Source organism: Bordetella sp. MIP270_01_BMS, assembly GCF_054958705.1.
The window spans coordinates 4,453,496-4,465,681 of record NZ_CM143297.1 but is presented as its reverse complement, the minus strand read 5'-3'; the positions used below and the strand labels follow the sequence as shown (position 1 = coordinate 4,465,681).

Sequence of the window (12,186 nt, the reverse complement as noted above, 5' to 3'; positions counted from 1 at the left end):
TTTGGCGGCGATCCGGAATCGGCCGCGTTGGATGAAAGTCTATGCCTGTGCTGCGGAGCAATGTGGACTTATATCTTATATAAGACCAAAAATGTTTTTCTTTAAATTCAAATATTTGCGTTTCATTTTTTGCATCGTGGAATGAAATTTCCCGCCGTGAAATGGGATTGCGTTGCTTTGCAGCACCCGCTTTCATATGGCGGCAAGTTCATTTCACAATGCGGGAAATCACGGCTTTGGCTCGGCCTACAATCGGGTTTTTCACCTGCCGATCCACGCCGTCTATGTCTTTGTCGAACGCCCCGCTGGGGCAGCCGGTTTCATATCCGTCGCAGTACGACCCGGGCTTGCTGTTCCCGATACCACGCGCAGCGAATCGAGCCAGCCTGAATGTGTCGGGCGCGCTGCCGTTTTTCGGCGTGGACATCTGGAACGCCTACGAGCTCTCGTGGCTGAACGCCCGGGGCAAGCCGCAGGTCGCCATGGCCAGGTTCACGGTGCCGGCCGAAAGCCCCAATATCATCGAATCGAAGTCATTCAAGCTGTACTTGAATTCGTACAACCAGACGCGCCTGGCCAACGCCGATGCCTTCCATGCGCGACTCGAAGAAGACCTCAGCGCCGCGGCCGGCGCCCCCGTACAGGTAGACCTTATCCTGCCCGACCGTTTCGAGCAGGTGACCTTGGGCGAACTGCAGGGCGTCTGCCTGGATGACCTGGACATCGACATCGCCGCCTACCAGCCCGACGCCTCGTTGCTGACCTGCGCAGCGGGCGAAGTCGTGACGGAAACCGTGGCATCGCGCCTGCTGAAGTCGAACTGCCCGGTCACCGGCCAGCCCGACTGGGCCAGCGTACAGATCAGCTATACCGGGCAGGCGCTGGACCACGCGGCGCTCTTGCGCTACCTGGTCGCATTCCGCAGCCACGCCGAATTCCACGAGCACTGCGTCGAGCGCATCTACACCGACATCATGGCCGCCAGCGCGCCGGAACAGTTGACGGTGTATGCGCGCTATACGCGGCGTGGAGGCCTGGACATCAACCCCTGGCGCAGCAACGTGGCCGGCGCGCCGCCGGCCGAAGTGCGCACGGCGCGCCAGTAAGACGCGCCTGCGCGGCATCGGTTCCCGCCGCGCCCGGCGTGATCCAGGCCGGTCCGTGCAGGGCGGCGGGCATGCCCGCGGGCGTCAGTCCGCAAAGGGCACCGGACGCAGCGAAGCGGGGCGATCAGGCGCCGGAGGCGGCAGCTACGGCAGGACGCCGGCGCGCCTGGATGGCGATCCATTGGGCCAGCAGAGCCGCCAGGGCGAATGCCAGGCCCGCGCCGATCCACGGCCCCTGGCTCAGGCCCGCATCGAGCAGCAGTCCGAATCCCAGCGGGCCCAGGGCGGATCCCACATCCATGCCCGAGTACACCAGGCCATAGACGGAACCCACGGTACCCTTGGGCGCCACCCGGCGGATGAGCATGTCGCGCGAAGGCGCCGCCACACCCGAGCAGAATCCGGCCACCGCGACCACCAGGGCGGCCATGCCCGCGGGCACCAACCCAAGGGCCAACACGACCAGCGTCAGCCCTGCGAAGACCAGCGATATGCTTACCGTGCGCTCGGTACGCGGCGTGGCGGACACCAGAAAGCCGCCGAGGGCCATTCCGAATGCCGAGGCGACCATATAGCCGGACAAGGCCGAGCTGGCGACGACTTCGGACAGCCCATAGAGCTGGCCGAGCAAAGGAATGGAATAGTTCTGCACCGATGACAGCGCGATAGAAGTGCAGCCGAAAAACAGGAACGCCCCCCACAGCGCGGGTTTGGCCAACAATGCGCCCAGCGTAGCCAGTACGCCCGGCTGGGGCGGCGCGGGCGCCGGAACAGGCATTTCAGGCGCGGGGGCGATCTCGGGCGCGGCTTCGGCACCGCCCAGCAAATTGCGCCCCAGCAGGGTCAGCAGCAGCACCAATGCGACCAGCCCCGCGGCGCTGAAGGCGGCTACGCGCCAGTTGGCCAGGACGGTGATCGACATGATGAAAACGGGCGCGAGTGCCCATCCCAGGGTACCGGTCAGACCATGCGTGCTGAAGGCATGCCCCAGGCGCGCAGGGCTGATGCGGTGGTTCATGATGGAAAAGTCGGCCGGATGGAACACCGAGTTGCCCAGCCCTCCGATGGCGGCGGCCAGCATCAGCATCGCATAACCGTTGGCGGCGCCGATCAGCACACCTGAAACGACGAAGCAAGACAAGCCGAACCACAGCACCGGCCGCGCACCGATGCGGTCCACAATGAAACCGGACGAAGCCTGTCCCACGCCCGACACCACGAAGAACGCCGAGACCAGCAACCCGAGACGAGCGAAGTCCAGGTTGAATTCCGCCCCCAGCGCCACGTACAGCGAAGGCAATACCAGCTGGTAGAAGTGCGACGAACCGTGCGCAACGCCAATCAGCAGAATCGTCAGCCAATCTCGGCGGCGTGTGTCGGGGGAATCCGGAACGTAGGTGTCGGCAACGGTTGACATGGCAGAAGGCGGCCATCAGGGCCGTTCGAAAAGCGGGCTGTCCCACCGGCGCACGGCCGCAGCCGCCGCATGGGGTCGTCTATTGTGATTTTTCACGAATGGCCGGCCATGCGCGCTGCAGGTAGTACAGCATCGACCACACCGTGAGCACGGCGGCGATGACAATGAGGACATCGCCTATCAGCCGGCTGGACAGGCCCATCAGGGGCTGGTCATACAGCAGGCACGGAATGGCGACCATCTGTGCCGCCGTCTTGAACTTGCCCAGTCGGTGAACCGCGACGCTGGCGCTGGCGCCAATCTTGGCCATCCATTCGCGCAGGGCCGATATGGTGATCTCGCGTCCGATGATGATGAGAGAGATGAATGCGTCGACGCGCCCCAGGTCGAGCAACACGATGAGCGCGGCGCACACCATGAGCTTGTCGGCCACCGGATCGAGAAACGCGCCGAAAGCCGAGGTCTGGTTCCAGCGCCGGGCCAGCCAGCCGTCGAACCAGTCGGTGAGCGCCGCGATGATGAAGGCCCAGGCGGCCAGGGTATCGCGGGCAGGCTCGGCCATCCAGTCCGCAGGGATGTAGAACAGCCCCACCACCAGCGGGATCATGGCGATACGCAGCCATGTGAGGATAATAGGCACGTTGATAGGCATAATGAACGTATGCTACATCACCAGAGGAAAATCAGCCCTGCCGCCCCCCGGGCAGCCGCGCTGGGCCGGCGCCCGACCGGGGTGCCAGGCGGCGCCGAGCCATCGCCGGCATCTGCAACCGGCGGGCCGCTTCAGCCTCGCAGCGCTTCGTAAATGCGCTCGGCCAGTTCGTGCGAAATGCCCTCGACAGAGGCCAGGTCTTCGATGCTGGCCGACGCCACGCCCGAGAAGCCGCCGAAACGTGCCAGCAGCCGCTGGCGGCGACGCGCCCCGATACCTTCGATTTCCTCCAGCCGCGACACGTTGCGGGCCTTGGCACGCCGCGCCCGCATTCCGGTGATGGCAAAGCGATGGGCCTCGTCGCGCACCTGCGCGATCAGCATCAGCGCAGCCGACTCGCCGCCCAGTGCCACGGGCGGGCGGTCGTCGGCGAACACCAGGGTTTCGAGCCCCACTTTGCGCCCTTCTCCCTTGGCCACGCCCACCAGCGTCTGGATGTCGAGCCCCAGCTCGGCAAAGACCTGGCGCGCCACCTCGACCTGGCCCTTGCCGCCGTCGATGAGCACCAGACCGGGCATGGGCGCCTCGCCATCGGCAACCTTGCCGAATCGCCGCGTCAGCACCTGGCGCATGGCGGCGTAGTCGTCGCCCGGCGTAATGCCGGCAATGTTGTAGCGACGGTACAGCGAAGGCTGCATGTCGTGATGCAGGAACACCACGCACGAGGCCTGGGTGGCTTCGCCCGCGGTATGACTGATGTCGAAACATTCGATGCGCAGGCTGTCCAGCGCGGTTTCGTCAGTGTCCAGATCGAGCGCCTCGGCCAGGGCGAGGGTGCGGGCCGCGCGTGCCCCCGACTCGGTCAGGGCGCGGGCCAGGGCCAGCTCGGCATTTCTGCCCGCCTGTTCCAGCCATGAGCGGCGCACCCCCTGTGGCCGTGTCAGCACGCGAGCGGGCCGGGCATTGGCCTGCTCGGCCAGCAGGGTCATCAGGCCCGCGTCGGGCAAGGCATGCGAACACACCAGCACGGGCGGAAGCGGGCTGTCGGTGTAGTGCTGCGCAATAAAGGCCTCGAGCACCTGGGGGGCATCCTGACCATCGACATGAACTGGAAAGAACGGCTTGTCGCCCAGATGACGGCCAGCGCGCACCATGGCGAGATTGACGCAGGTCCGGCCGCCGGCCGAGGCCACGGCGATGACATCGGTGTCTTCGCCCCCCGTGTCTTCCATGGTCTGCTGATGCAGGACCCGCGCCAGCGAACCCATCTGGTCGCGCAGCGCCGCCGCTTCTTCGAAACGCAGTTCGCCGGAAGCCTGCAGCATGCGCTGCTCGATTTCGCCCATGACTTCGCGCGCTTCGCCATTCAGAAAGCGCGCAGCACGCTGGACGTCGCTGGCGTAGTCCTCGGCGCTTATGGCGCCGACACAGGGCGCCGAGCAGCGGCCGATCTGGTGCAGCAAGCATGGACGCGAGCGGTTCGCGAACACCGTGTCCTCGCAGGTGCGCAGCCTGAACACCTTCTGCAGGATCTGGATGGTTTCACGCACGGCCCAAGCGTTCGGGAATGGGCCGAAAAACTGCCCGCGCTTGTTGGTGGAGCCGCGATAGTAGGCGATGCGGGGCCACTCGTGCCCCGTGATGAGCAGATACGGATAGGACTTGTCGTCGCGGAAAAGAATGTTGTAGCGTGGCCGCAGGCTCTTGATGAGATTGTTTTCGAGCAGCAGGGCCTCGGCCTCGGATCGCGTGACCGTAACCTCGACCCGCGCCACCTTCGAGACCATCTGGGCGATGCGGGGGCTGGACAGGTTCTTCTGGAAATACGACGAAACGCGCTTCTTCAGGTCGCGCGCCTTGCCCACGTACATCACCACCCCATCGGCATCGATGTGCCGATAGACTCCGGGAAGGTGTGGAAGGTCAGCCAGGAACGATTTGAGATTGAATTCGTCGGGCATTCTGGTAACGGGTTTCAGCCTGCAAGGTGTTCCAGTCGGGCGCGTCGAAGCGCGGCATCAGGCGGCGGATGCGAGCCACGGATTCGGCCGGGTGCGCCACGTCGAGCCGCTCCAGGAGCTCATCGGCCAGGTCGGGCCGGTTGCACACCAGCACCATGTCGCAACCGGCGCTCAGGGCAGCCTGGGCCCGGGCGAGAATGTCGCCGGCCACGGCCGCGCCTTCCATTGTGAGGTCGTCGGAAAACACCACGCCGTCATAGCCCAGTTCACCTCGCAGAATGTCCTGCACCCAGCGGCGCGAAAAGCCCGCAGGATTCGGGTCGACCTTGGGGTAGATGACGTGCGCGGGCATCACTGCGGGCAGCACGGCATCGCCCAGCCACGCGTAAGGTGCAGCGTCTTCTTTGAGGATGCGCTCGAGCGTGCGGGGATCGACGGGGATTTCGTGATGCGAATCGGCGCCGACGAAGCCGTGGCCCGGGAAATGCTTGCCGCAAGCGGACATGCCGGCTTGCGCCAGCCCTTGCGCCAGCGCACGCGCCAGCATGGCGACCACGCGCGGGTCGCGGTGGAACGCTCGATTGCCGATCACCTGGCTCACGCCATAATCCAGGTCCAGCACCGGGGTGAAACTGAGGTCGACGCCACAGGCCCGCAGTTCGGCGGCCAGCACATAGCCGGCTTCGGTGGCCAGCCGCATGGCCGCAAGCGGGTCGTCGTCCCAGATCTTGCCCAGCGCCTGCATCGGCGGCAATGGCGTAAAGCCGTCTTCGCGAAAGCGCTGGACCCGTCCGCCCTCGTGATCAACGGCGATGAGCAGGGGCTCTTGGCGCGCGCGGTGGATCTTGCGGGTCAGGGCGCACAGCTGCTCGCGACTTTCGAAATTGCGGGCGAACAGGATCACCCCACCCACAAGCGGATGCCTCAGGCGCCGCTTCTCGGCTTTGGTCAGGGTGGTGCCGGCGACGTCGACCATGACCGGGCCGGGCGGCAGAATGGTTTTGCTCTTTTTACCCATGGGTAGGTGTCCTTGAATATCCGGTAATTGCAGGCCGCCCTCAGGGCTTGCGCTCAACCACGACATAGGCGGCGGCGAGGTCGGACTCATCCGTAATCGAAACGTGGGCGGCGCCGAAGCGCTGCTCATACCATTCGCGCAGGCCGGGCGCGATGACCAGCATGGGGCGCCCGCCGGGCGCATTCAACGTCTGGACGCGCGTCCAGGTCATGGGCATGCGCATGCCCAGCCCTATGGCTTTCGAGAAAGCCTCTTTGGCGGCGAAGCGCGTGGCCAGAAAGCGCACGCCGCGCGCTGCATCGCGGGCGCGGCGCGCATGGAACTTCTGCAGCTCTTCCGGGCCCAGGATCTTCTCTGCGAAGCGGTCACCATGGCGCGCCAGCGCGCGTTCGATGCGATCGATGCGCAGCAGGTCCATGCCGATGCCGGCAATGGCGCCCGCAGGCACGGGGGGCGAGACGGGGGGATGGGCAGACATGGGGTAAGGGTCGCATGCACACATGGGGCGACGATCGCCCCTTATCCGGGATGATACGCGACCGTACAGGCCCCGGCCGAGTTCAGCGGCCGCGCAACGTCTGCTGGCGGGCCAGCACCATCAGGGCTTTCATGTCGCGCACGGCCTTCTCCCAGCCGTCGAACACAGCCTGCGCCACGATGGCATGGCCGATATTCAGTTCGGCGATGCCGTCGAGCGCGGCAATCGGACCCACGTTGCCATAGTGCAGGCCATGGCCTGCATTGACGCGCATGCCATGGCGCAGGCCCTCGGCCACCGCGGCGCGCAGGCGCTGGAGCTCGGGCTCGGCAGCGCCCTCGGCGGCTTCGGCGTAGGCGCCGGTGTGCAATTCGATGACCGTCGCGCCTGCTTGAGCGGCGGCCTGGATTTGCGCGATGTCGGGGTCGATGAACAAGGAGACGCGAATGCCGGCATCGTGCAGGCGCGCAACGGCGTCGCGCACTGCGCCCTGCGCGCCCAGCACGTCCAGCCCACCTTCGGTGGTGAGCTCGGTACGTTTCTCGGGCACCAGGCACACATCGCTGGGGCGCACCTGGCAGGCAATATCGAGCATTTCGCCCGTGATGGCGCACTCGAGATTCATGCGGGTGCGCAACAGCGGGCGGATTGCGTGTACGTCGGCGTCCTGGATATGGCGCCGGTCTTCGCGCAGGTGCAGGGTGATGAGGTCCGCGCCCGCGTCTTCGGCGCGCAGTGCGGCCGCTACGGGATCGGGATAGGCGGTGTGGCGCTGCTGGCGCAGCGTCGCCACGTGATCGATGTTGACGCCCAGTTCTATCATGGTGATGTTTCGGTGGATACTTTTGTCGCTTCAGTCCAGCCGCCGCCCAGCGCCTTGTAGAGTTCGACGCGGTTGTTCAGGGCCTCGAGGCCGGCCTGCACCAGGCCCAGCTGGGCGCTGAAGAAGTCGACCTGAGCCGTCTGCACCTGCAGGTAGTTGTCGATGCCGCTCGTGTAGCGCAGGTTCGACAGTTCGAGCGTACGGGCTGTGGAAGTCTGGAGCGAACGCAGCGCGTCGAGCTGCGCGCCATAAGTGGCCTCGCCCGCCAGCGCATCGGAGACTTCGCGGAACGCCTGCTGGATCGTCTGTTCGTACTGTGCCACCGCGATATTGTTGCGCGCGTTGGCGAGGTTGAGGCCTTCGCGGATGCTGCCACCGGCGAAGATGGGCGTGGTCAGCGAGGGCGTGAAATTCCATGCGCGCTGGCTGCCTTCGAACAGCGAACCCATCGAGGTACTGGCGAAGCCCAGCGCGCCGGTGAGCGAAATGGTCGGGAAGAACGCCGCGCGCGCCGCCCCGATATTGGCATTGGCGGCCTTCAGCTGATTCTCGGCGGCGATGATGTCGGGCCGTCGCGCCAGGAGGTCGGAAGGCAAGCCTGCGGGCACCGTGGTCAGCAACTGCTCGCGGCCGAACTCGGCGGGCGGCGGCAGGTCCGCCGGCAGAGGGGTGCCTACCAGCACCGTCAGGGCATTGATGGACTGCGCCCGCACGCGCGCCAGCTGCGCCAGATCGGCCGAGGCCGAATCAAGCAGCCCCTTGGACTGGTTGAGCTCGAGTTCGGATGCCACGCCACCGTCGAAGCGGCGCTTGACCAGATCGTAGGATTCCTGGCGGGACGCCAGCGTTTTCTCGGTGAGGTCGAGCTGAACCTCGGCAGCACGCAGCGTGAAGTACGCCTGCGCCACGGCGCTGACCAGGGTGATATGCACGCTGCGCTGCGCCTGCTCTGTGGCCAGGTATTGCTGATAGGCCGCTTCCGAGAGATTGCGCAACCGGCCGAACAGGTCGATCTCGAACGAAGTGAGACCGATGCCCGCCTGGAAGGTGTTGCCCACCGTACTGCGACCCAGCGGGCTCATGTCGGCGGGCACGCGCTGCCGGGTGCCCTCGGCCCCGGCGCCTATGCTGGGCCACTGCGCTCCGCGCTGGATTCCGTACTGGGCACGCGCCTCTTCTACCCGCTGCACCGCCACGCGCAGGTCGCGGTTATTGAGCAGCGAGAGTTCGATCAGGCTGCGCAGCCTGGGATCGCGGAAGAAATCCCGCCAGCCGATGTCGGCCGCCGGGACGGCGCCCGCCGGCGCCACCGACTGCACAGATTGTTCGGAAAGCGACGTGGCCTGTCCATCGCCGCCGAACTGCACCTCGGGCTGCGACGGCCAATCGGCCGGCACCGGCGATTCGGGCCGATGGTATTCGGGAGCCAGCGAGCAGCCGGCCAGCAATGCCGCCATGCACGCGGACAGCGCGGTTCGTTTGTACTTCAGGGCTGTCATTCCTTGCCCTCCTGGCCGGGCGCCGCTACGGGTCCGTGGCCGGATTGATCGGACGATGCCTCGCGGGCGCGCTTGGCGGCCTGCTCGGCTTCAAATTCCTTGAGTTCGTTACCCAGCAGGCGGGGCTTGGTCTTGAACAGGCTGAGCACCACCACGAAGAAGGTCGGCACGAAGATCACCGCGAACGGCGTGGCGGCCAGCATGCCGCCCAGCACGCCAATGCCGACCGCCCGCTGGCTGGCCGCGCCGGCGCCAGTGGCGATGGCGAGCGGGATCACGCCCAGGATGAACGCCAGCGAGGTCATGAGAATCGGGCGGAAACGCAGCCTGGCCGCTTCGATCGTGGCTTCGTACAGGCCCATGCCGCGGGCGTACTGATCTTTGGCGAACTCGACGATCAGGATGGCGTTCTTGGCGGACAGGCCGATAACCGTCACCATGCCCACCTGGAAATACACGTCATTGGACATGCCCATCGCAGACACCAGCGCCACCGCGCCCAGCATGCCGAGCGGAACCACCAGCATGACCGACAGCGGGATCGCCCAGCTTTCGTACAGGGCGGCCAGCACCAGGAAGACAATCAGCAATGACAGCCCCAGCAGGATGGGCGCCTGGCTGCCCGCCTGCCTTTCCTGATATGACAGGCCGTTCCATTCATAGCCGAAGCCGCTGGGAAGCTGCCCCACCAGGCGTTCCATTTCGGCCATGGCTTCGCCCGTGGTGTAGCCGGGCGCGGCATCGCCGCCGATACGCATGGATTCGTAGCTGTTGTAGCGGACCACCTGCACGGGGCCCTGCGTCCACTTCGCGGTCACGAAGCTGGATAGGGGCACCATGCCGCCTTCCCTGTTGTTGACGTTCATCCGCAGGATGTCGTCGACCTGCATGCGATGGCGCGCCTCGGCTTGCACCCAGATGTTCTGCATGCGGCCCATGTTCGGGAACTTGTCGATATAGGCCGAGCCCAGCGCCGTGGACAACAGCGTGGCGGCGGCGTCGAAATCGACCCCCAGCGCGGCCGCCTTGTCGCGGTCGATGTTGAGGTTCAGTTGCGGCCCGTCGCCCAGCCCGGTGATACGCACTTGCGACAGCACCGGACTCTGCATGGCCAGACCCATCAGCTGGGCCGTGGCCTGGGCCAGCGCGGCAGTACCCGCGTTGGCCCGGTCTTGCAGCCGGAAGTCGAAGCCCGAGGCATTGCCCAGCGATGAAATCGCAGGCGGCACCAGGGTGAACACCTGCGCGTCGTGAATGCCCATCAACTGCTTCTCGAACGCCTTGAACGCGATGGCGCCGGCGGAATCCTGCCTTTCCTTGCGCTCGGAGAAGTCTTTCAACGTCGTAAACGCAATGGCCGCGTTCAAGCCGTTACCGTTGAAGCTGAAGCCCTGCACGGCAATGATGTTTTCAACGGCAGGCTGCGACATGAAGTACTGCTCGACCTGCTCGATGACGTCGACCGTGCGATTGGCACTGGCGCCGGTCGGCAGTTCGATGTTGCTGACCACATAGCCCTGGTCTTCCTCTGGCAGGAACGATGACGGCAGCCGCAGAAACAGCCAGCCCAGCAGCAGCACCAGCACCAGGAACAGCACCATCATGCGCCCGCCCTTGTGCAGGATGCGGGCGACCCAGTTCTGGTATCTGTGGGTGGTGGCATCGAACTTGCGGTTGAACCAGCCGAAGAAGCCCTTCTTGTCGATATGGTGGCCCTTGGGCACCGGCTTCAGGATGGTGGCGCACAAGGCCGGGGTGAAGGTCAGGGCCAGGAGCGCCGAGAAGAAGATCGATACCGCCATGGCCACCGAGAACTGGCGATAGATCACGCCCACCGAGCCGCTCATGAAGGCCAGCGGCAGGAACACCGTGACCAGCACCAGCGTGATGCCCACGATGGCGCCGCTGATCTGCGGCATGGCCTTCTTTGTGGCCTCTTTGGGCGAGAGGCCTTCGGTGACCATGATGCGCTCGACGTTCTCGACCACCACGATGGCGTCGTCGACCAGGATACCGATAGCCAGCACCATGGCGAACATGGTGAGCACGTTGATGGAAAAGCCCAGGGCGAGCATCACCGCGAAAGCGCCGAGCATGGCTACCGGAACCACCAGCGCCGGGATGATCGTGTATCGAACGTTCTGCAGGAACAGATACATGACCAGGAAAACCAGCACCATGGCCTCGGCCAGCGTGTGCAGCACCTGCTCGATGGAGATCTTGACGTAGGGGGCGGTATCGTAAGGAATGTCGTACCGGATATTGCCCGGGAAATACTGGGACAGCGTTTCCATCTGGGCGCGCACACCTTCTGCGGTGGCCAGCGCGTTGGCGTCGGGCGACAGCACGATGGCGAAGGCCGCGGTGGGCTTGCCGTTCAGGCGGGCGCCGAACTGATAGTTGTCGGCCCCGACTTCGATGCGCGCGACATCGCGCAGGCGCACCGATGAGCCATCGGTGTTGGCACGCAGCACGATATTGCCGAAGGCTTCAACGCTGGAAAGCTGGCCGTTGACGATGATGGTGGCGGTGGAACGCTGGCTGGCCGGGTTGGGCGGTGCCCCCATGCTGCCGGCCGACACCAGCACATTCTGGCGGCTGATGGCCGCGTTGACCTCGGCGGCGCTGAGATTGAAGCCCACCAGCTTGTCGGGATCTATCCAGACGCGCATGGCGCGCGGCGCGGCGAACAACTGGAACTGGCCGACCCCGGGCACGCGCGACACCGGGTTCTGGACGTTGCGGGAAATATAGTCGGCAAGCGCCGTCTGATCCAGCGTGCCGTCAGTCGACGACAGCGTCACGATCATCAGAAAGCCGGCGCTGGTCTGCTCGTAGGTGATGCCCTGCTGGTTCACGGCCACCGGCAGCTGAGCCGACACGTTGGACACGCGGTTCTGCACGTCGACCTGCGCCATATCGGGATCGGTACCCGGGGCGAAAGTGGCCGTGATGGTGGACTGGCCGTACGAATCGCTGACCGACTCGTAATACAGCAGGCCCTTGGCGCCGTTGAGCTGGTCTTCGATGATGCTGGTTACCGACTCGGCGACTTCCTGGGCCGAAGCACCCGGATACGTGGCCGTGATGGTAATGGCGGGCGGCGCCACGTCGGGGTACTGCGCGACCGGCATGTTGGGGATCGCCAGGAGCCCGGCCAGCAGAATGAACAGGGCGACTACCCAGGCGAAAATTGGTCGATCTATAAAAAATTGCGGCATGTGGGCTGACT

Annotated in this window: 9 protein-coding genes; 1 reads left to right on the top strand and 8 read right to left on the bottom strand. The window is 65.3% G+C overall.

Annotation, left to right across the window (positions count from 1 at the left end; genetic code table 11):
- The first annotated feature begins 284 nt into the window (after positions 1 to 284).
- Entirely contained in the window at positions 285 to 1,106 is an 822-nt protein-coding gene (queF, locus tag ACV17W_RS20925) for an NADPH-dependent 7-cyano-7-deazaguanine reductase QueF (protein ID WP_462594288.1), read from the top strand.
- Positions 1,107 to 1,230: 124 nt separating this feature from the next.
- Here queF and ACV17W_RS20920 read toward each other — a convergent pair whose 3' ends face one another.
- The 8 genes from ACV17W_RS20920 to ACV17W_RS20885 form a co-directional block, all read right to left on the bottom strand.
- Entirely contained in the window at positions 1,231 to 2,523 is a 1,293-nt protein-coding gene (locus tag ACV17W_RS20920) for an MFS transporter (RefSeq protein ID WP_462594287.1), read from the bottom strand.
- A gap of 79 nt (positions 2,524 to 2,602) precedes the next feature.
- A complete protein-coding gene (gene pgsA, locus ACV17W_RS20915) occupies positions 2,603 to 3,175 on the bottom strand; it encodes a CDP-diacylglycerol--glycerol-3-phosphate 3-phosphatidyltransferase (protein WP_462594286.1) in 573 nt (190 codons plus the stop codon).
- 131 nt (positions 3,176 to 3,306) lie between these two features.
- On the bottom strand, positions 3,307 to 5,136 hold the full coding sequence (gene uvrC, locus ACV17W_RS20910; RefSeq protein WP_462594285.1) for an excinuclease ABC subunit UvrC: 1,830 nt from the start codon (positions 5,134 to 5,136) through the stop codon (positions 3,307 to 3,309).
- Complete coding sequence (nagZ, locus tag ACV17W_RS20905) at positions 5,099 to 6,154, bottom strand: beta-N-acetylhexosaminidase (RefSeq protein WP_462594284.1); 1,056 nt, start codon at positions 6,152 to 6,154, stop codon at positions 5,099 to 5,101. Before nagZ ends, uvrC begins: the two co-directional genes overlap by 38 nt.
- Positions 6,155 to 6,194: 40 nt before the next feature.
- Positions 6,195 to 6,632: a holo-ACP synthase gene (gene acpS, locus ACV17W_RS20900; RefSeq protein WP_462594283.1), complete on the bottom strand. Its 438-nt coding sequence runs from the start codon at positions 6,630 to 6,632 to the stop codon at positions 6,195 to 6,197.
- An 82-nt stretch (positions 6,633 to 6,714) separates the two neighbouring features.
- On the bottom strand, positions 6,715 to 7,455 hold the full coding sequence (locus ACV17W_RS20895) for a pyridoxine 5'-phosphate synthase (RefSeq protein ID WP_462594282.1): 741 nt from the start codon (positions 7,453 to 7,455) through the stop codon (positions 6,715 to 6,717).
- Positions 7,452 to 8,954 carry an efflux transporter outer membrane subunit gene (locus ACV17W_RS20890; RefSeq protein ID WP_462594281.1) on the bottom strand — a complete coding sequence of 501 codons (1,503 nt, stop codon included), beginning with the start codon at positions 8,952 to 8,954 and terminating at the stop codon, positions 7,452 to 7,454. The genes ACV17W_RS20895 and ACV17W_RS20890 overlap by 4 nt, the downstream gene beginning before the upstream one ends.
- Positions 8,951 to 12,175 carry a multidrug efflux RND transporter permease subunit gene (locus ACV17W_RS20885; RefSeq protein ID WP_462594280.1) on the bottom strand — a complete coding sequence of 1,075 codons (3,225 nt, stop codon included), beginning with the start codon at positions 12,173 to 12,175 and terminating at the stop codon, positions 8,951 to 8,953. The genes ACV17W_RS20890 and ACV17W_RS20885 overlap by 4 nt, the downstream gene beginning before the upstream one ends.
- Positions 12,176 to 12,186: the final 11 nt, after the last annotated feature.

Coding starts and splice junctions, on each gene's coding strand:
- queF (WP_462594288.1), top strand. CDS start 285: ATGTCTTTGTCGAACGCCCCGCTGGGGCAGCCGGTTTCATATCCGTCG.
- ACV17W_RS20920 (WP_462594287.1), bottom strand. CDS start 2,523: ATGTCAACCGTTGCCGACACCTACGTTCCGGATTCCCCCGACACACGC.
- pgsA (WP_462594286.1), bottom strand. CDS start 3,175: ATGCCTATCAACGTGCCTATTATCCTCACATGGCTGCGTATCGCCATG.
- uvrC (WP_462594285.1), bottom strand. CDS start 5,136: ATGCCCGACGAATTCAATCTCAAATCGTTCCTGGCTGACCTTCCACAC.
- nagZ (WP_462594284.1), bottom strand. CDS start 6,154: ATGGGTAAAAAGAGCAAAACCATTCTGCCGCCCGGCCCGGTCATGGTC.
- acpS (WP_462594283.1), bottom strand. CDS start 6,632: ATGTCTGCCCATCCCCCCGTCTCGCCCCCCGTGCCTGCGGGCGCCATT.
- ACV17W_RS20895 (WP_462594282.1), bottom strand. CDS start 7,455: ATGATAGAACTGGGCGTCAACATCGATCACGTGGCGACGCTGCGCCAG.
- ACV17W_RS20890 (WP_462594281.1), bottom strand. CDS start 8,954: ATGACAGCCCTGAAGTACAAACGAACCGCGCTGTCCGCGTGCATGGCG.
- ACV17W_RS20885 (WP_462594280.1), bottom strand. CDS start 12,175: ATGCCGCAATTTTTTATAGATCGACCAATTTTCGCCTGGGTAGTCGCC.